Genomic DNA, 20004 nt, shown 5'->3' on the forward strand with positions numbered 1-20004 from the left:
GCGCATTTCCCAAGGATTAAACATGTCTGCCCAGCCATCCAACAAACTCATCATATTTGATACCACCCTGCGCGATGGCGAACAGTCGCCCGGCGCCTCGATGACCAAAGATGAAAAAATCCGCATCGCCCGCCAGCTGGAGCGTTTGAAGGTAGACATTATCGAAGCCGGTTTTGCGGCAGCTTCACAGGGTGATTTCGAATCCATCCACGCGATCTCCGGCATCATCAAGGATGCAACGGTTTGCTCCTTGTCCCGTGCCAACGACAAGGATATTGCACGCGCGGCGGAAGCACTGGCGCCGGCAGAGCGCAAACGCATCCATACCTTCCTCGCGACTTCGCCATTGCATATGGAGAAGAAATTGCGCATGACGCCGGACCAGGTATTCGAGCAGGCGAAGATGGCGGTGCGCTACGCACGCAACTTTACTGACGATATCGAATTCAGCCCGGAAGACGGCAGCCGCTCCGATATCGATTTCCTGTGCCGCGTGATTGAAGCGGTGATCAAGGAAGGCGCAACGACGATCAACTTCGCCGATACCGTCGGTTACGGTGTACCTGGCCTGTACGGCAATATGCTCAAGACCTTGCGCGAACGTATTCCGAATTCTGATAAAGCGGTCTGGTCAGTCCACTGCCACAACGATCTCGGCATGGCGGTAGCGAATTCGCTGGCCGGCGTGATGATAGGCGGTGCGCGCCAGGTCGAATGTACGATCAATGGCCTTGGTGAGCGTGCCGGCAATACCGCGCTGGAAGAAATTGTGATGGCGGTGCGTACGCGCAAGGATCACTTCAACCTCGAAGTCGGTATCGATACCACGCAAATCGTACCTACTTCCAAACTGGTGTCACAGATCACCGGCTTCGCAGTACAGCCGAATAAATCGGTCGTCGGTGCCAATGCTTTTGCGCATGCTTCCGGCATCCATCAGGATGGCGTGCTGAAAGCACGTGATACCTATGAAATCATGCGCGCAGAAGATGTGGGCTGGACTACCAACAAAATTGTGCTGGGTAAATTGTCGGGCCGCAATGCATTCAAGCAGCGCCTGGAAGAATTGGGCATCACGCTGGATTCCGGCGCTGAGATGGATGCTGCATTTGTGCGTTTCAAGGAGTTGGCCGATCGTAAATCCGATATCTTCGATGAAGACATCATGGCCTTGGTTTCGGATGAGCAGCAATCGCACGAAAAGGAATACTACAGCTTTGTTTCGCTGTCGCAGCAATCGTCTACCGGCTCAAAACCGGCGGCGAATGTCGTCTTTTCGATCGATGGCAAGGAAGAAAGCTGCAAGGGCGAGGGCAATGGCCCGGTTGATGCAATCGTCAATGCGATTGAAGCCAAGGTTGGCAGTGGCGCAGAATTGCTGCTGTTTTCCGTCAATGCAATCACGACCGGTACCGAATCGCAAGGTGAAGTAACGATGCGCTTGTCGAAGGCCGGACGTATTGTCAATGGCGTCGGTGCCGACCTGGATATCGTGGTCGCTTCAGCCAAAGCCTACATTTCTGCACTGAATAAATTGCACTCGAAGATAGAAAAACTGAACCCGCAATTGTAATTTTCAGTGGTGAATCAGAATAAAAAAGGCCTTGCTGCGAAGCAAGGCCTTTTTGTTTATGGTTGTAAACGATTGAGCCTCAGTTAAGTAAGAGCTTAAGTGCGTCAGCGTACAGAATCCATCGATGGCTTCAAATTAGAATCGCCTCTCAAATCCATCGCTTAGGCAGGCTGGCCGTTGTGCAAGGGGGGGGCTGTATGGATCAAGTAAATAACCCGCATATCTTTCGACTTTTTCTGGCGGCACTGACACTGGTGCTGTTTACGATTGCTGCCGCAGTGATAATTGTTGCGTGGATATCGACGATACCGGAAGCCTTTGCCGTCGAGATGGGGCAAGGCCAGGTATTGACCCCTTATCTGATGTGGCATCAGTCCTGGCATTACAGCGCATCACTGCACGATCCGCTGGCACTGGCTTACTGCCAAAAATAAAAATCAATGCTGGGATTGCAAACCTGAGTTGCCGAGAGTGCCCGGGACGTGCAGGTTCAGTTGCACGGCCTTGAGCGCATTGATCGCTGCCATGAATTGCTCGGAAGCCATCGGGTGGCCCATGAAGTAGCCTTGCAGCGTATCGCAACCCAAGGTGGTCAGATATTCTTGCTGTTTCTCGGTTTCGACACCCTCTGCCACGATACGCAAATTGAGCGAACGGCCCAGCGCAACGATGGCCGAAACTATAGAAGCATCGTCTGAGCCGTGTGCCAGGTCACGTATGAAGCCGCGGTCTATCTTTAATTCAGTTGCCGGCAGGCGCTTCAGGTAAAGCAGGCTGGAATAGCCGGTACCGAAATCGTCGATCGAAATCTCTACACCGAGGCTGACCAGTTGCTCAAGAATAGTCAGGCTGGCTTCGACATTATGCATGGCGGTGGATTCCGTGACTTCCAGCATCAAGCTGGTGGCCGGCAAGTTGTTGCGCGCCAGTGTTTCTTTCACCATCTCAACCAGATTGTCATTGCTGAACTGGACCGAGGACAGGTTGACCGCAATCTTCCATTGCTGATATCCCTCGTCATACCATTTGCGCATCTGGCGACAAGCTTCATCCAGCACCCATTCACCTATCGGTACGATGAGGCCGGTTTTTTCGGCCAGGCTGATGAAATCTGCAGGTGCCACGATGCCACGGATCGGATGCTGCCAGCGCAGCAGCGCTTCAGCCCCGACCACCACGCCGTCGGTAGTACTGAACTTCGGCTGGTAATGCAAACGGAATTCCTTGCGCTCCAGTGCCGTGCGCAAATCCTGTATCACCTGCAACTGGTTGTGCGCATTGATGTTCATCGATGCTTCGAAGAAGTGATAGCCGTTACGGCCGGTACTCTTGGTGTGATACATCGCTGCATCCGCATGTACCAGCAAATCATGGCGTGTCTTGCCATCCTCCGGATATACCGCGATCCCGATGCTGGCTGAAATGCCAAGGTTGTATTGCGCAATATCGAAGGGCTGGTTGAGGGTGGTGCACAGCTTGTCCGCGACCGAGGCGGCATCCTCCGGCTCGTTGACTTCAATCAACATGACGAATTCATCGCCACCGAGACGGGCGGCAGTGTCCTGCGCGCGAATATTGTCACGTATGCGTTTGGCGACGTCGATCAACAGCAAGTCGCCGATGTGATGCCCGAGCGAATCATTGATCGCCTTGAAGCCGTCGAGATCGATGAACATCAGGGCGAAGCGACTTTGCTCACGCACCGCCTTGTGCACCATTTGGTCCAGCCGGTCTTCCAGCAGGGTACGGTTAGGTAATTTGGTCAGGTTGTCTTGCAATGCCTGTTTGGTCAATTCCTGGTTGGCGAGCGCGAGGGAGCGTACCAGCTTGCCGGTTTGCGAATCCAGTCGTGCATCCAGTACCGAAGTCAGCAGTGCAATGGCAAGTACGGCAAGCGTGGTCACGATCACGACAATGGCGAGCCAGCCGGGACCGACACCTTCGACTGCCGCACTACAGACGCTGCCTATCGGGAAGTTGGCTGCCGCCATGCCGGTGTAATGCATGCCGATGATGGCTGCGCCCATCACTACCGCAGCCATAGCGCGCCAGCGTACTACATTCGGAGTGTTGGTACGCAGGCGAAAGGCGATCCATAAGGCGGCACCCGAGGCGCTGATTGCAATCAGGATCGAGAGTGCGAAGAGCCACGGATCGTATTCAATACCCGGCGTCATGCGCATCGCTGCCATGCCGGTGTAATGCATGGCGGCGATCGCAATGCCCATAAAGATGGCGCTGCCAATCAATTGCAATAAAGGTAATTCAGCCTGGCTGATACGCCATAAGGCAAAGCCGGAAGCAACGATGGCAATGACCAGCGAGAGTACGGTGATGCTGATGTCGTAGCCCAGCGGGATCGGCAGGTTGAATGACAGCATGCCTATGAAGTGCATGGACCAGATACCGATGCCCATCGCAACCGCACCGCCGGCGAGCCACAGCATGCTGCCCCTGGCAGTGGCGGAATTGATCCTGCCGGCCATGTCCAGCGCCGTGTAGGACGCAAGGATGGCGACCAGTAGCGAGATCAATACCAGTAGCGAATCGTAATGTGCGGTCAGCATAGAAAGGCTTTATTCATTTTAAAAGACAAACTGTTTTGATACGAAATTCGCAAGCTTCCTTGGTATTTCTTTCAGCACGACTCTTGGCAGAAAAGCGCAGAGGCTTTCTGTCTTTTATGCTCGTTTGGCTAAATGAAGATTGACTTGATATTTCGGCAACTTCGGTGGTCTTGAGGCAGCAGGAATGAAGTGGAATGACGCGGATACTACGATTCCATTCGTTGGCTCAGTATGCACTAACGCATCGGGCATTGTACCTTGCTTGTCAGAAATATGGATTTAGCAGCAATAAGCGTCTATTTTGCCTCGAATTGCGCGTCTAAATATATAACTAATGTGAAATCAATACTTCATAGTCATATGTACGCTGCCGAACAGAGCCTGGTTCAACTTTGCTGCATATTGATTCTTACTGCCATCCCATACCGGCTGCATATCTGCCGGTATCTTCCAGCAACGAAACGCGCTTTAAAAAAATCCATGCATGCTCGGATCGGTAATGGCGATTCGCGGTCGAAGTTATACGTGACAGAGTTCTCTACGGCACGCACAAGAAAAACATGAGGGGCGGACTTGATGTTTTCTGAAAGGAAGAATGATGAGAGACGATGTACTGGCGACCCTCAATGAATTGATCGAGGCGTGCAGGGATGGTGAAGCAGGCTTCAAGACATGTGCTGAAGATATACGCGATGTTCAATTGAAGCAGCCTTTTCTGAATCTGGCTGATGGCTGCAATGATGCAGCGCAGGAACTCAGTGTCTTGCTGGTTTCACGCGGTGGTAATCCCGAGCGGCGTCATAGCCTGGGAGGAAGTTTGCATCGGCGCTGGATAGATATCAAATCATCCTTGATGGGAAAAGACGATGAGGCGATTATGAAGGAGTGTGAGCGCGGTGAGGATATGGCGCTGAAAAGTTATCGCCGTGCGCTGGAAAAGGATTTGCCGCTCGATGTGCGGGCGGTAGTGGAGCGCCAGTATCAGGGTGTTATCCAAAACTATGAACTGATGAAGAACTTACGTAATCGTGCTCATTTGTCGATGAGTTGATAGCCTGGTCCTGCCGATTCAGGCAGGGCGTTTATTCGTACCGCTGACAGGCGGAACATTGATACACCTTTTAGGAGAAAAAAGATGATCGAATCCAAAGTTGATGATATTTCCAAAGATCTCAAGGCTTTGTCCAAGGATACGAAAGAGTTGGCGCGTGAAGCCAAATCCCAGGCGGTGGAAAAAACTGGTGAACTGAGCAAGAAGTATGTTGAGTTTCTGGATTCTGCCATTGCTGCGGCGAAAGAAATTCCTACCGTCGCTGTGAAAAAAACCAAGGAAGTTGCGACCACGACAGATGACTATGTCACGCATAACCCCTGGCGCGCGGTGACGATCTCAGCCGGCCTCGGTTTGGTACTCGGTTTCCTGTTTTCACGTAAATAGACGCCGGACAGGCCACAGCCCAAATCGCAGTAATGAAGTGAAAACGCCCGCCTGGTTTATACCGGGCGGGCGTTTTTGTTACCGTTGATTTTTTTGGGCGCGGTTTATTTGCTACCCAGCGGCGGGTAGAACGGAACCTTCGGATGCAAGGCGCTGCCTTGCACATAGCCGATGCCGATGCCGCGTAATTTATTCAACATCGCATCGCTGTCAACATTAGGCGCAATGGTCTTGATACCCATCACATTGCTGATGTGTTGAATTGCTTCAATCTTGGCGCAATCAACCGGATCGCTTTCCATGCCCTGAATATAGCCACCATCTATTTTCAGGAAATCAACGTCCAGGTGTTTCAGGTAAGCAAAGGAAGACATGCCGCTACCAAAATCATCGAGCGCAAAGCGACAGCCGAGTGGCTTCAGCGTATCAATGAAACTGAGCGCGCGCGTAAGGTTGGTAATGGCGGTAGTTTCTGCAATTGCGAAACAGATCGAGTCGTAAGGCAGTGCAAAGTGAATGAATTGTTCACGCACAAATTCAATGAAGGTTTCATCATCCAGCGAACTGCCGGATATCTTGATCAGCATGACTTGCAGGCGCTGATCCGATGACTTGAGCAGGGATGCTGCCTGCTGTGCAAAGACAGTACGGATCACCCAGCGATCTATGGTTGGCATGTAATGGTAACGCTCAGCTGCCGGGATGAAAGCGGTGGTCGGGATCAGGCGGCCGGCATCGTCCGTCATGTAGAGGCGCAACTCGGCAAACTTGAAGCTGCCGGCTTCCGGACGGATATTAACGATCTCTTGCGAGTACAGGCAAAAGCCATCGGTCTCAAAGGCTTTTTGTATCCGCTCATTCCATTTGATTTCGCCCTGGTTCTGCGCCAGCTGATGATCTTCGGCACGATAAATATGTACGCGGTTGCGCCCGGTGTCTTTGGCGACATAGCAGGCTGCATCGGCAGCGCTCAGCAAGTCCGGCAGCGACAGAGCGTCGCTGTTGAAATTAACCAGGCCTATGCTGACACCGATAGGGAAGATTTTGTCTTGCCATACGAAATGGAAATCGCAGATAGTCTGGCGCAATTTTTCTGCAATGCGTACTGCCGAATCGGGTGTGCAATTTTCAAGGAAGGCACCGAACTCATCGCCACCCAGGCGGGCCAGCGTATCGCTGTCGCGCACCAAGGGTTGCAGCAGGGCGGTGATCTGGCGCAACAATTCGTCGCCCGCGCTGTGACCGCAGGTGTCGTTGACGATTTTGAATTGATCCAGGTCCAGGTACAGCAGGGCATGCTGTTTGGATTGCAGTGCCAGCGTATCGATCGCCACTTCAAGCCGGCGTTCGAATTCACGGCGGTTGAACAAACCTGTCAATGGATCATGCGCCGCCTGGTGCGATAGCTGGATCGCAAGCTTGCGTGAATCGCTGACATCATGGAATACCAATACCACGCCTATGATTTTTCCATCGCGATCGCGTATCGGTGCCGCTGAATCTTCGACTGCATATTCATTGCCGTTACGACTCAGCAGTACAGTGTCCTTGATCAGTTCGACGTTGCTTTGCTGTTCGAATACCAGTTCCACCGGATTCGGTACCGGTTCGCGGGTATGGCCATTGATGATTTTGAATACGCGGGTTGACGGCAAGCCTTCCGCCTCCGCCTTGCTCCAGCCGGTCAGGTTTTCCGCCACCGGATTCATGTATTCGATATTGCCGAGTTTGTCGGTGGTGATGACCGCATCGGCAATCGATTCCAGTGTTACTTGCGCACGTTCTTTTTCAGCGAACAGAATTGCTTTCGATTGTTCGCGTTCCGTTTCGTGCTGTTGCAGCGAACTGGCCATGCTGTCGAAGGCGCGCGCCAGCTGGCTGATTTCTTCCTTGCCGTATTTGATACCGGTACGTGCTTTCAGGTTGCCGCCGGCCAGCTGGTCTGCGGTACGCACCAGCGCTTTAACCCGGCGCAAGATAATGACATCGCCGACAAACCAGGCTGCGATCAATGCCAGCAAGGCGATCACGGCGAGCGTGGTGAGCTCCATCATTTGTAAATGATTTGCCGGTGCCACGATGTCATCCATCGGGATGCCGATGCTGACCTTGAAATTGGAAATATTGTTGGTGCCTACCGGTGCAAATGCATGCAGGCGGGTTACGCCATCCGCGTCGGTCAGGGCCGACGTGCCAAAGCCGACTTTGATCATGACGTCGAACAGTGATTGCGGCGTGCGCGTGCCTATCCATTGTTCGGGATTTGGTCGCCTGGCGATGATGGTGCCGTTACTGTCCGCGGTGACGAGTACCGCACCTGCCGGCAATTCGATATCGCTGACAAAGCGATCAAGCACGCTTAAATCAAGCGCGGCAAAAATCACCGCCTGTACTTCGCCGTTATTACCTAGGATAGGGTAGGTCAGGTTGATCGTGTGCTTGCGTACCGTGCGACCCATGACATAGTCACCGGCGGCAAAGGTTTTATCCTGTACCGCGCGCTTGAAATGCGGCCGGTCGCCGAGATTGACCTTGCCCGTCAGCGGCAGTGCGCTACACGTGACATCGCCATTCAACTGGATCAGGCCGAAGTTGACGTAGCCTTCATTCTTTTTGAGGATGGTGCCGAGGAACTGGCTGCAAGTTTTCGCATCTCCACGCAGTTCCGGAATCACCGAGAGGACGGTAAGCAGTTGTCGTGCACCTTCTATCGAACGTGCTTCGCTGGTCGCAGCCAATTGCGTCAATTGCTGTAAATTGTCTTCCGCCATCCGTATCGCTTGCTGGCGTTCTTTCCATGCACCATAAACCGTCAGGATCACCGGCGGCACAATCGCGAGCAATACGAGTACCAGCAAGCGCACACGCAAGCTGTCGAAGTTAAAGCGGGAGGACAGAGTTTTTTTCAATGCATGGTCTTTTCAAATTGCGACGGACTGCGCGAAATGCCGGTTTGTACGAAAGGCCGTAGTCACTGCCTTGGTCGCTGAAAAGATGGATTGATGAAGGTTTTCAGCGACTGCCGGCTACCTTGCGGTAGTGGTCTTTATTAAGAATTTTCCCGCTTGGTTAGAAGCTAACGGCTAGCGATAGCTTTCGTCAAGCAGGGCGGGCAAATAAGTCGACGCTTGTAAATTTTTCAAACTGCGCTGCGCATTTTTTTAATCGTATAGTCTTTGACTTCCTTGGCTGGTTTGACCAGTTTGACAATGGCTAAGGTGCAATTGTCAGCCTTGCTGCCGGCCGCGCGTTTGCGTGCGTTCGCGATCAGCATCTCGGAGGCCTTGCGCGGCGAGTTGACTGCGATAGCCGCCCCCAGTTCCGCATCGCTGAAATAGGACCATAAGCCATCGGTGCAGAGCAGGAAGGAGTCGCCTGCCTTCAGGCCGTCGCGACGGTTCAGCGAAATATTGAAATCGTTACTACTGCTGCCGAGTACATTCACCAGCAGGTTGGCGAGCAAGGGATCCCTGGCTTTTGCCTCGTCCAGCTTGTTTTCGGCCTTCAGTTGTTCGAGATAGGTATGGTCTACCGTGCGTTTGATGCAATTCGGGCCATCGAAGAAATACAGGCGGGAATCGCCGACATGCGCCCAGATTGCACTATTTTGTGGCGTGATGATCAGCAACACTACGGTACTGTGTGGCTTTTTGTCTGACGACATGGCTGATAGCTTAATGACAGTATCGGCTTCGCTGGCGATCGTATGCAGGATGGCTTCCGGATTATCGGTGAGTGGCGAAAAACGCTCGAAAACCTGTTGCGCGCTACGCACGACTTGCTCTGCAGCCAATGCACCGCCCGATAAACCTCCCATCCCATCAGCAATGACGGCTAACATATAGCCAGGTGCTTTGGGCGCGGCAAACAGGGCGACGCGGTCTTGCTGTTCGCTACGGTCGCCTATGTGCTGGCCGGTCCCGGCTTCTATCTCGTATTGGCGCATGCGTGTTAGTGGATTAAACTTATGGCTGTGAATTATTGCGTTTGATTATTGCATGCAGAGTCCGCCGGAAGTAAATGCCGGGCTTTTAAAATTGTAAGAATTTTTTACAATTGGATGACGGTGCCTGGCGTCGGCTGTGCCTGTGATTTGATGGCCGGTAGCGGACAAAGCCCGGGCCGGGTGCTTAATCGGGCCTGTTGTGGCCACCCTGGATATTTGAATTGTTTCATCGACAAGAAGACAGACAATATGACTATGAACACTTCGCACGCTCTTCTGCATCAACGTATTGTCGAACTGGAAGTTGAACATCGGGACCTGGATGCCGTGATCGAGACTCTGGTACGTGACGGACGCCATGAGGAGTTACAATTGCGCCGTTTGAAAAAGCGGAAATTGCAGCTGAAAGACAATATCACCTTGCTTAAAATGCAATTGATTCCTGATATTCCAGCCTGAGGCCGTATTCCTTCGGTGGCCGTGTCGGCCGAATGACGCGGCGCATAGATTTTCTTTATCCCCCAGTGCTTAACCCCAAGACTTTATTTTGATCGACGAACCTTCTGCATTGCCTGTAGCCGCCACACACGATGCCGAAATCGATCAGTTGTTTGGTGTTGATAGCCCGCTGGGCCATGCGGTCGGGGCCTTCCGTCCACGCCAGTCGCAAACCGAAATGGCCAAAGCCATTGCGCATGCGATTTCCAATCAAAGCACGCTGATTGCGGAAGCCGGTACCGGCACCGGTAAAACCTTTGCCTATCTGGTGCCTGCGCTGCTGTGGGGCGGCAAGGTGATCGTTTCGACCGGTACCAAGAACTTGCAGGATCAGTTATTCCTGCGTGATATCCCCAGCGTACGTAAAGCCTTGAATGCACCGGTTTCGGTCGCTTTGCTGAAAGGGCGCGCCAATTACGTTTGTCATTTCCATCTCGAACGTACCTTGCAAAACGGTCGCCTGACGTCGCGCGACGACGTCGGCCACTTGCGTGAAATTTCGCGCTTCATGAAAACCACCAGTTCCGGCGACAAGGCTGAATTGTCGAAAGTGCCGGAAACCGCTTTGATCTGGAACCTGGTGACATCGACACGCGATACCTGCATGGGCGCCGAGTGCCAGTATTATCAGGATTGCTTCGTGATGAAGGCGCGCAAGGAGGCGCAGCAAGCCGACGTGGTGGTGGTCAATCACCATTTATTTTTCGCCGATGTGGCATTGAAAGACACTGGCGTGGCGGAATTGCTGCCATCGGCGAATACGATTATTTTCGACGAAGCACATCAGTTGCCGGATACCGCGACGCTGTTCTTCGGTGAAACCATTTCAACCTCGCAAGTGCTGGAACTGTGCCGCGATGTGCTAGCCGAAGGCTTGTCGCACGCGCGTGACGGCGCCGATTGGGCCGGCACGGTGACACCTGTCGAACGCGCGGCGCGCGATTTGCGGCTGGCATTCCCGCAGGATATCGTGCGCCTGGCGGTGAATCAGATTGCGCCTTCCAGCATCTTCTTCCCGGCGCTGGAAACCCTGAAAGAGCAGCTCGACAATATGATCGCCGTGCTGCAAAAGCAGGCTGAGCGCGCCGACACCATCGAACAATGTCGGGTGCGTGCGCTGGAACTGGCGATGCGCCTCGATGCGTGGAATAAGCCGAAGACCGAAGAAGTGATCATCGGCCAGGAGAGTGTGTTGTGGGTGGAGGCATATTCCACCTCATTGCAATTGCATCAGACACCGCTATCGATCGCGCCTATCTTTAATAAGCAGCGCGAAGGCGCGCCGCGTACCTGGATTTTTACGTCGGCAACGCTGGCCGTCAAAAACGACTTCAATCATTACAGCGCGCAAATGGGTTTGTGGGACGAGCCGGCGAAATCCTGGCCCAGCCCGTTTCAATATGGCGAGCAGGGTTTGCTCTATGTGCCGACCAGTTTGCCGCAACCGAACTCGCCTGAATACACCGATGCCGTGATTGACGCCGCCTTGCCGGTTATCGAGGCAGCGGGTGGCGGTGCCTTCTTGCTGTGTACGACGATACGTGCGGTGAATCGTGCAGCCGAACGCTTGCGCGAGGAATTCGAACGGCGCAAGCTGCCATTCCCGCTGATGGTGCAGGGTGAAGCGGGGCGTACCGAATTACTTGATCGTTTTCGCGCTGCCGGTAATGCCGTATTGATCGGTAGCCAGAGTTTCTGGGAAGGCGTGGATGTGCGCGGCGATGCCTTGTCGGTCGTGATTATCGACAAGCTGCCTTTTTCACCACCGGATGATCCGGTGCTGGCGGCGCGCATCGAAGCGCTGGAACGCAAGGGCATGAATGGTTTCATGCATCATCAGTTACCGGCGGCCATCATCAACCTCAAACAGGGTGCAGGACGCCTGATTCGCGATGAGCGGGACAAGGGTGTGCTGATGATTTGTGACCCGCGCCTGATTTCCAAGCCTTATGGCAAACGCATATGGCAAAGCCTGCCGCCGTTCAAACGTACGCGTGAACTGGCGGTGGTACAGGAATTCTTTGCGACGATAGACACAGCGGACGCCAGCGCAGAGTAAATTTGCACCAGTACGACGCAGCGGTAAGGCGCAGGCCGGGATGCAGAATTTATCTGGATCGGCTCGCAAGCTTATGCGGCAGAGGTCCTTGCTTCAGGTAAAATTCAGGGATGAAAATCCTTATCAGTAACGATGACGGTTACCTGGCGCCGGGGCTGATTGCCCTGGCCGATGCGATGGCAGCAATTGCCGATATCGTAGTGGTGGCACCAGACAGCAATCGCTCCGGCAGTTCCAATTCCCTTACGCTCGATCGCCCCTTGTCCGTCTACCAGGCTGCGAACAGATTTTATTTCATCAACGGCACACCATCGGATTGCGTGCATATAGCGCTGACCGGGATTATGGCGGAGCCGCCGGATTTGATCGTCTCGGGTATTAACCAGGGGCAGAATATGGGTGATGACACCCTCTATTCCGGTACCGTGGCCGCCGCTACCGAAGGCTTCCTGTTCGGTATCCCGGCGATTGCGTTTTCACAAGTCAACAAAGGCTGGGACCAGGTCGATGCCGCAGCCCGGGTCGCACGCGATATCGTCGAGCGCCGCTTCGATACCTATGGCAAACCATTCCTGCTGAACGTGAATATCCCGAACCTGCCTTACGAACAAATAAAGCCGCCGGTGGCAACCCGCCTCGGCAAGCGCCATCAATCGGAAGCGGTAATTAAGGCACAGGATCCGCATGGCCGTGATATCTACTGGATAGGTCCGTGTGGCGGGCAAAAGGATGCCGGCGAAGGCACTGATTTTCATGCCACCGCGCTGGGTCATGTATCGATTACTCCGCTGCAAATCGATTTGACGCATACGGCGCAACTGGAAGCCTTGAAGAAGGTTTTGGTATGACCGAGAAAAAGCGTTTCCCGCTCTCGCTGTCATCGATTGCAGAGAAAGCCCCGCGTAGCGGTGCCAGGCCGGAAGTAAACCGCAGTAGCACGTCCGGCAAAGTGGCAACGCCACAAACCGCGACTCAGAATGCCTCGCAACACGGCAAACGCACGGTGACGCCGGCGCGGCCGGCAGAAGCGCCGCGCAAGGCAGTCGCCGCTCCGTCTTCCGGCGAGCGGGCCACGCCTTTGGTCTCCGAAGCGGTGCGCAAGGCCATGACGGCCCGGGTCGCAAAACAAGGGGTAAAAGATAGCAAGGTACTGGCGGCGATGGATGCCGTGCCACGCCATTTATTCATGGAACCGGCGCTGGCGAGCCAGGCTTACATCGATGCATCGTTGCCAATTGGTTATCATCAAACCATCTCGCAGCCTTATATCGTCGCCAGAATGATTGAAGTCATGCGGAACAATCAGCAGGGTGGCGTACTCAATCGTGTGCTGGAAATCGGAACCGGCTGTGGTTATCAGGCTGCGGTCTTGTCCTTGGTGGCCAAGGAAGTCTATTCCATCGAGCGAATCAGGGGTTTGCATGAATTGGCAAAAACCAATTTGCGGCCGATGCGGGTTGCAAATATCCGCTTGCATTACGGAGATGGTATGCTTGGCTTGCCCCAGGCCGCGCCATTCGATGGCATCATTTTGGCTGCGGCCGGACTGGAAGTGCCGCAGGCTCTGCTGGAACAAATGACGATAGGTGGGCGTCTGGTTGCCCCGGTTGGCGAACGTCATCAGGTATTACAACTGATAGAACGCGTCAGCAAATTTGAATGGAAAAGTTCGACGCTGGAGGATTGCCATTTTGTGCCGCTCCGTCCAGGTACCGTGACTTAGTTTCCAATGCATCAACACCGCTAAAGAATAATTGAACGTAATGAGAATAAACACAACTCGACAGATATTTTTGATATCGCTGGTCGGCTTACTCAGCGCCTGTAGTTCTACCCAGAACTCGGCCCCGGTCAGTGAGCGCAGGATCAGTGGTACCACGCCGCCCAAAGCCGCAGTGGAAGACCGCACAACGTATACCGTGAAGAAGGGCGACACCCTGTATCGCATTGCTCTGGATTTTGGCCAGAGTTATAGCGAAATCGTGGCCTGGAACAACCTCGCGAATCCGAACGATATCAAGGTTGGCCAGGTGTTGCGGGTGGCACCGCCGGACTCGCCGGTCGCACGTAGTGGTGGGGCGCAGACTGGTGCGATCGCCAGTTCTTCGGTGGTAGAGAGTCGTCCTTTGGGGGCGCCTGCAAGTACTACTGCCAGTGCCGGCGCGACCAATAAAACCAGCCCGCGCGGCGAGAAGCGGCCATACTCGGACGCGACCTTGGCAGAGATGCAAAAACCGGAGAGCGCACCGGCAGCAGCCCCAGCTGCAAGTTCAACTGCAAGCACTGCAACGACGGCAGCCAAACCGGCCACACCAGCCGATACTGCGGCACCGGTCGCTTTGGCCACCGACGATGACAGCGTTTCATGGATCTGGCCAGCTGATGGCAAAGTAGTCGGTACTTTTGATGATGGCCGTAAAGGCCTGGATATCGCCGGCAAGTCAGGGCAGGCCGTACTGGCCGCCGGTGCCGGCAAGGTCATGTACGCGGGTAGTGGCATACGCGGTTATGGCAACCTGGTCATTGTGAAGCACACCAGTAATTTATTGTCCGCTTACGCACATAACAAGGCTATCCTTGTAAAAGAAGGACAAAATGTCAATAAAGGACAGAAAATTGCCGAAATGGGTGATTCCGATTCGGATTCAGTCAAATTGCATTTTGAAATCCGCCAGCAAGGCAAACCGGTCGATCCATCGAAGTTTTTACCTAGCCGCTAATCGCTAATGACACGCAACCGAGACGCACACGCAGAAGATGATGAAAACTCGGATGCACTGTCGTCCGAGCTTTCGCTGCAGGCTGACGATGACGCGGAGAAGTCCGACATCACCGATGACGATGGCGATGCCGTCGAGTTGGCGGAGCGTGTTGCGCCGGTAGAAGTGGCCGGTATTGATGAGCTGAAAAAAGTCCTGGCGACCGAGCTCTCGACCGATGCGACCCAGCATTACCTGAATCAGATCGGTACGCGTCCTTTGCTGACGGTGCCGGAAGAAGTGCATTACGCAACGCTGGCCAAGCAGGGTGACTTTGCTGCGCGCCAGAAAATGATAGAACACAATCTGCGCCTGGTTGTCTCTATCGCCAAGCATTACATCAATCGCGGCGTCATCCTGCTGGACCTGATCGAAGAGGGCAACCTCGGCCTGATGCGTGCGATCGACAAATTCGAGCCTGAACGCGGTTTCCGTTTTTCGACTTATGCGACCTGGTGGATACGCCAGAGCATAGAGCGCGCAATCATGAACCAGGCACGTACCGTGCGCTTGCCGGTGCATGTGGTACGTGAATTGAACCAGACCCTGCGCGCCAAATTCCACCTGGAAGCGCAGCACCATGACGGCAAGGATGCGACGGCGGAAGATATCGCGCACCTGGTTGATCGCAGCGTCGAAGATGTGCAAGACATCCTGGCGCTTTCCGAGCATGCGACCTCGCTGGATGCACCGCTGGATGGCGATCCGCAATCGAGCCTGATGGATTTATTGCAGGGTGACCATGCCAACGATCCGGATGCACTGGCCGAGCACAATGAAATGACGGTGCTGGTGCATGACTGGCTGGAAAAATTGCCAGATAAGCAGCGCCTGGTGATTACGCGTCGCTTTGGCCTGGATAATGATGATCCGGCCACGCTGGAAGCGCTGGCGGCAGAAATGCACGTCACCCGTGAACGGGTGCGACAAATCCAGCAGGAAGCATTGGTCAAGCTGAAACGCTCGCTGATGCGCACCGGGGTTGGCAAGGATTCCTTGCTCTAGCATTGCCCAAATACGCGACAAAATGAGTGGAATACGGCGCTAAAGCGCCGCAGTTTGATATCATCCGCCTTCACTTTCCTTATCCCATTTAACGCAAGCCGGTTCCAGGCTTGATTCAGAATTAGTCCCTATGCAGCAAACCATTATTGATATCGAATCCCTCGACATGGAAGCGCGCGGTGTCGGCCATTTGCAGAATGAGGATGGCACGCCGGGTAAAGTAGTCTTCGTCGAAGGCGCATTGCCGAAAGAGCGCGTCGTCTATTCTTCCTATCGCAAAAAACCGAACTGGGAAGCGGCAAAAATGATGTCGCTGATCAAGGAATCGTCACTGCGCACCAAGCCTAAGTGCGTGTATTTCGGGATATGCGGCGGCTGTTCGATGCAGCATCTGGAACCGACAGCACAGGTCGCACTGAAGCAGCGCATCCTCGAAGACAACCTGAAGCATATAGGCAAGGTCAAGGCGGAAACCATGTTGCGTCCTATCCATGGACCGACCTGGGGCTATCGTTATCGCGCCCGTATTTCGGTACGGAATGTGCCGAAAAAAGGCGGTGTGCTGGTCGGTTTCCATGAACGGAAATCATCGTTCATTACCGATATGAAGACCTGTGAAATCCTGCCGCCGAATGTATCGGTGATGCTAGTGCCTTTGCGCGAACTGATCGCTACACTGTCCGTCATCGACCATTTGCCGCAAATCGAATTGGCAATCGGCCAGGGCGCGCAGGAAAAAGTCACGGCCATGGTTTTGCGCATCATGACTGAGCTTTCGGCCGAAGATGAGGTGAAACTGAAGGCATTCGCCGACCTGCATCAGGTGCAGTGGTGGTTGCAACCGGCCGGACCGGATAGCGCCTACCAGTTCTATCCGACAGAAAATAATCTGCATTACGCGCTGCCGGAATTCAACGTGAAGATGCCGTTCAAGCCGACTGACTTCACGCAGGTCAACCATCAGATCAATCGCGTGCTGGTGGCGCGTGCCTTGCGTTTGCTGGATGCGCAGCCGACCGATCGTATTGCCGACCTGTTTTGCGGCTTGGGTAATTTCACCTTGCCGATTGCAACGCAGGCGCGTGAAGTAGTGGGCATTGAAGGCAGCACCACGCTGACCGAACGCTCACTGGAAAATGCCACCGCAAACGGTCTCGCCGATAAAACTTCGTTCTATTGCCGCAACCTGTTTGAAGCGAAAGCAGAAGACTTTGTTGAGTTGGGTAAATTCGATCGCATGCTGATCGATCCGCCACGTGATGGTGCGTTGGCCGTATGTGAAGCCTTATCCGAACTGGGCAAGAGTCATCCGGATCTGCTGCCTAGCCGCATCGTCTATGTCTCGTGTAACCCGTCGACGCTGGCACGTGATGCTGCGGTATTGGTGAACGAAGGGCATTACGATTTGAAGAATGCAGGTGTGATTAATATGTTCCCGCATACCTCGCATGTGGAATCGATGGCGGTATTCGAGTTGCGCCAGGCGCCAACAGCGACCGCGTAAGCATTCGTAAGCAAGCTGCAGGAATAAAAAAGCCGACTGAAAAGTCGGCTTTTTGTTTATGGCACTGAAAATTTATCAGTCGCGTTCGCCACCGAAGATGCCGAGCAGCGCCAACAGATTCGAGAAAATATTGTAGACGCTCAGGTAAATGCCCAATGTCGCAGTAACGTAGTTGGTTTCGCCGCCGTTGATGATGCGTTGTACATCATACAAGATGAAGGCAGAGAAAATACCAATCGCCACAACCGAGATGGTCAGTTGCAATGCAGGCAATTGCAGCCAGATATTGGCGATTGCCGCGACGATGATTACCAGTACGCCCATGAACAGCCATTTGCCGAGGCCGCTAAAGTCGCGCTTGGAAACAGTCGCTACCGTTGCCATTGTTGCAAGGATGGCAGCGGTACCGCCAAAAGCCGTCATGATCAGCGAAGTGCCGTTGGCAAAGCCGAGGATGTGACCGATCAGGCGTGACAGCATCAAGCCCATGAAGAAGGTGAAGCCCAGCAAGAGGGCGACGCCCAGGCCGGAATTTTTGGTTTTTTCAATTGCATAGAAGAAACCGAATGCAATTGCCAAAAAGATAATCATGCCCATGAATGGGCTGCCGGCGAAGAAGGCAAATTTGAACTGTACGCCGATCCAGGCACCAAGCACGGTAGGGATCATCGAAAGGGCGAGCAGCCAGTATGTATTGCGCAAGACACGATGGCGTACCGCCGTAGTGTCATAGGTAGACCCAAAGGTCTGCTGTAAATTGCTCATGGTTTCTCCAGGTTAATATCAAGCTCGAGTTGTTGCCAAGCAGGTTCTTGACATACACATAGTATAAACGGTTCTGTTCTTAACGCTATCTTCACATTTAAAAGCTCTTGTTTCTGCTTCAAGTAGATGGGGCTTTCATGGTAGAATTAAAGGTTAGTTGAAATATCGGAATTTTGTCTTAACCCTTTCATTTTATTGGAGTTTTTCAGATGGCAATCGAACGCACACTGTCGATTATTAAACCGGATGCAGTAGCAAAAAACGTAATCGGTCAGATTTATAGCCGTTTCGAAGGCGCAGGCCTGAAAATCGTCGCTGCTCGCATGACGCAATTGTCGCGTGCTGAAGCCGAAGGTTTCTATGCTGTACACAGCGCACGTCCTTTCTTCAAAGACCTGGTCGACTTCATGATTTCCGGCCCTGTCATTATCCAAGTGCTGGAAGGCGAAAACGCAATCCTCAAGCACCGCGACCTGATGGGCGCTACCGATCCGAAGAAAGCAGACAAAGGCACCATCCGTGCTGATTTCGCTGATTCGATCGATGCAAATGCAGTGCACGGTTCCGATGCAGAAGAAACAGCGAAAGTTGAAATCGCTTACTACTTCCCTGCATTGAACGTTTATTCGCGTTAATTTGGATTCCTGTCCGTCGCCGGCGACGTGCTTGAGCGACAGGCAGATTCAAGAAATGTTTTTATGACGACTCTCACCAACCTGCTGGATCTGGATCCTGCGCAACTCATCGCTTATTGCGGCGAGTTGGGTGAGAAGCCGTTCCGCGCCAAGCAATTGCAACGCTGGATACACCAATTCGGCGCCAGCGATTTTGACGCGATGACCGATTTGGCCAAATCGCTGCGTGACAAGCTCGCTACGCGCGCGATCATCGCTGCACCCGCCGTGATCTCGGATCACACCTCTGCCGACGGCACCCGCAAGTGGCTGGTCGATGTAGGGCAGGGCAATGCAGTCGAAACAGTATTTATCCCTGAAGAAAACCGCGGCACGCTGTGTATTTCGACACAAGCCGGATGCGCGGTGAATTGCCGTTTCTGTTCGACCGGCAAACAGGGTTTTAACCGGAATCTTTCGGTTGGCGAAATCATCGGCCAACTGTGGATGGCCGAGTTTGAATTACGTCGGACCAAAGGCATAGAGCCGGGCCCTAAAGGCGAACGCCAGATCACCAATGTGGTGATGATGGGTATGGGCGAGCCTTTGCTGAACTACGAACCTACCGTCACCGCATTGAAGCTGATGCTGGACGATAACGCCTACGGCCTGTCGCGCCGCCGCGTGACGCTGTCGACCAGCGGCGTGGTGCCGATGATAGACAAGCTGTCGCAGGATTGCGCCGTCGCGCTGGCGGTCTCGCTGCACGCATCGAACGATGCCTTGCGCGATGGCCTGGTGCCACTGAATAAAAAATACCCGTTGGTCGAATTGATGGCAGCCTGCAAGCGCTATCTGGAATTCGCGCCGCGTGATTTCGTCACTTTCGAATATTGCATGCTGGATGGCGTCAATGACAGCGACCAGCACGCGCGTGAATTGATTGCTTTGGTACGCCAGGCTGATGTGCCATGCAAATTCAATCTGATCCCGTTCAATCCTTTCCCTGAATCGGGTTTGACGCGTTCGCACAATCCACGCATCAAAGCCTTTGCACAAGTGCTGATGGATGCAGGCATCGTGACCACTGTGCGCAAGACGCGCGGTGACGACATTGATGCTGCGTGCGGACAATTGGCGGGTGAAGTGCAAGACCGTACCCGGGTACAGGACCGTATGAAAAAGATGGCGGAGTACCAGGAAAAATTTGGCAAGAATTTCGGTCGTATTGTGGAGATTTCATCTTGATGACAGCACGTCGATCGGCTTGGTTGGG

At 53.7% G+C, this 20004-nt stretch carries 17 protein-coding genes; 13 read left to right on the plus strand and 4 right to left on the minus strand.

The window, feature by feature from the left end; genetic code table 11:
* Positions 1 to 22: 22 nt before the first annotated feature.
* Both ACFQPC_RS03030 and ACFQPC_RS03035 read left to right on the plus strand, forming a co-directional pair.
* Positions 23 to 1573 (plus strand): 2-isopropylmalate synthase, encoded by a 1551-nt coding sequence (locus ACFQPC_RS03030; RefSeq protein ID WP_012079998.1) that lies wholly within the window; start codon positions 23 to 25, stop codon positions 1571 to 1573.
* A 197-nt stretch (positions 1574 to 1770) separates the two neighbouring features.
* On the plus strand, positions 1771 to 2007 hold the full coding sequence (locus tag ACFQPC_RS03035) for a hypothetical protein (protein ID WP_382270148.1): 237 nt from the start codon (positions 1771 to 1773) through the stop codon (positions 2005 to 2007).
* Between the two features lie 3 nt (positions 2008 to 2010).
* Here the strand turns inward: ACFQPC_RS03035 and ACFQPC_RS03040 are convergent, their stop codons facing one another.
* Positions 2011 to 4140, minus strand: a complete 2130-nt coding sequence (locus ACFQPC_RS03040) for a putative bifunctional diguanylate cyclase/phosphodiesterase (RefSeq protein WP_382270149.1) — start codon at positions 4138 to 4140, stop codon at positions 2011 to 2013.
* Between the two features lie 598 nt (positions 4141 to 4738).
* Here ACFQPC_RS03040 and ACFQPC_RS03045 point away from each other — a divergent pair.
* Both ACFQPC_RS03045 and ACFQPC_RS03050 read left to right on the plus strand, forming a co-directional pair.
* Positions 4739 to 5191: a ferritin-like domain-containing protein gene (locus ACFQPC_RS03045; RefSeq protein WP_382270150.1), complete on the plus strand. Its 453-nt coding sequence runs from the start codon at positions 4739 to 4741 to the stop codon at positions 5189 to 5191.
* Between the two features lie 84 nt (positions 5192 to 5275).
* Positions 5276 to 5578, plus strand: coding sequence for an ElaB/YgaM/YqjD family protein (locus ACFQPC_RS03050; protein WP_382270151.1), 303 nt, complete (start codon positions 5276 to 5278; stop codon positions 5576 to 5578).
* A 104-nt stretch (positions 5579 to 5682) separates the two neighbouring features.
* On the opposite strand, the gene ACFQPC_RS03055 is transcribed toward ACFQPC_RS03050, so the two are convergent.
* Positions 5683 to 8487 (minus strand): EAL domain-containing protein, encoded by a 2805-nt coding sequence (locus ACFQPC_RS03055; RefSeq protein WP_382270152.1) that lies wholly within the window; start codon positions 8485 to 8487, stop codon positions 5683 to 5685.
* A 230-nt stretch (positions 8488 to 8717) separates the two neighbouring features.
* The gene (locus tag ACFQPC_RS03060) at positions 8718 to 9524 is read right to left on the minus strand and encodes a PP2C family protein-serine/threonine phosphatase (RefSeq protein ID WP_382270153.1); all 807 of its coding nucleotides are present in this window, start codon (positions 9522 to 9524) and stop codon (positions 8718 to 8720) included.
* Positions 9525 to 9779: 255 nt separating this feature from the next.
* Here ACFQPC_RS03060 and ACFQPC_RS03065 point away from each other — a divergent pair, with 255 nt between their 5' ends.
* The 7 genes from ACFQPC_RS03065 to rlmD all read left to right on the plus strand — a co-directional run bounded on the left by ACFQPC_RS03065 (position 9780) and on the right by rlmD (position 17349).
* Positions 9780 to 9983, plus strand: coding sequence for a YdcH family protein (locus ACFQPC_RS03065; protein WP_382271859.1), 204 nt, complete (start codon positions 9780 to 9782; stop codon positions 9981 to 9983).
* A gap of 88 nt (positions 9984 to 10071) precedes the next feature.
* Positions 10072 to 12081: an ATP-dependent DNA helicase gene (locus tag ACFQPC_RS03070; RefSeq protein WP_382270154.1), complete on the plus strand. Its 2010-nt coding sequence runs from the start codon at positions 10072 to 10074 to the stop codon at positions 12079 to 12081.
* 110 nt (positions 12082 to 12191) lie between these two features.
* The gene (gene surE, locus ACFQPC_RS03075; protein WP_382270155.1) at positions 12192 to 12929 is read left to right on the plus strand and encodes a 5'/3'-nucleotidase SurE; all 738 of its coding nucleotides are present in this window, start codon (positions 12192 to 12194) and stop codon (positions 12927 to 12929) included.
* Positions 12926 to 13804, plus strand: a complete 879-nt coding sequence (locus ACFQPC_RS03080) for a protein-L-isoaspartate(D-aspartate) O-methyltransferase (RefSeq protein ID WP_382270156.1) — start codon at positions 12926 to 12928, stop codon at positions 13802 to 13804. The genes surE and ACFQPC_RS03080 overlap by 4 nt, the downstream gene beginning before the upstream one ends.
* 40 nt (positions 13805 to 13844) lie before the next feature.
* Positions 13845 to 14801 carry a peptidoglycan DD-metalloendopeptidase family protein gene (locus ACFQPC_RS03085; RefSeq protein WP_382270157.1) on the plus strand — a complete coding sequence of 319 codons (957 nt, stop codon included), beginning with the start codon at positions 13845 to 13847 and terminating at the stop codon, positions 14799 to 14801.
* A 6-nt stretch (positions 14802 to 14807) separates the two neighbouring features.
* Positions 14808 to 15845: an RNA polymerase sigma factor RpoS gene (gene rpoS, locus ACFQPC_RS03090; RefSeq protein ID WP_382270158.1), complete on the plus strand. Its 1038-nt coding sequence runs from the start codon at positions 14808 to 14810 to the stop codon at positions 15843 to 15845.
* 130 nt (positions 15846 to 15975) lie between these two features.
* Positions 15976 to 17349: a 23S rRNA (uracil(1939)-C(5))-methyltransferase RlmD gene (gene rlmD, locus ACFQPC_RS03095; RefSeq protein ID WP_382270159.1), complete on the plus strand. Its 1374-nt coding sequence runs from the start codon at positions 15976 to 15978 to the stop codon at positions 17347 to 17349.
* A 75-nt stretch (positions 17350 to 17424) separates the two neighbouring features.
* Here rlmD and ACFQPC_RS03100 read toward each other — a convergent pair whose 3' ends face one another.
* Positions 17425 to 18114: a Bax inhibitor-1/YccA family protein gene (locus tag ACFQPC_RS03100; RefSeq protein WP_382270160.1), complete on the minus strand. Its 690-nt coding sequence runs from the start codon at positions 18112 to 18114 to the stop codon at positions 17425 to 17427.
* Positions 18115 to 18323: 209 nt separating this feature from the next.
* On the opposite strand from ACFQPC_RS03100, the gene ndk reads away from it, so the two are divergent.
* Both ndk and rlmN read left to right on the plus strand, forming a co-directional pair.
* Positions 18324 to 18749: a nucleoside-diphosphate kinase gene (gene ndk / locus ACFQPC_RS03105; RefSeq protein WP_382270161.1), complete on the plus strand. Its 426-nt coding sequence runs from the start codon at positions 18324 to 18326 to the stop codon at positions 18747 to 18749.
* Between the two features lie 63 nt (positions 18750 to 18812).
* Positions 18813 to 19976, plus strand: coding sequence for a dual-specificity RNA methyltransferase RlmN (rlmN, locus tag ACFQPC_RS03110; protein WP_382270162.1), 1164 nt, complete (start codon positions 18813 to 18815; stop codon positions 19974 to 19976).
* Positions 19977 to 20004: the final 28 nt, after the last annotated feature.

It is taken from the genome of Herminiimonas glaciei, assembly GCF_042664955.1.
Classification (GTDB): domain Bacteria; phylum Pseudomonadota; class Gammaproteobacteria; order Burkholderiales; family Burkholderiaceae_D; genus Oxalicibacterium; species Oxalicibacterium glaciei.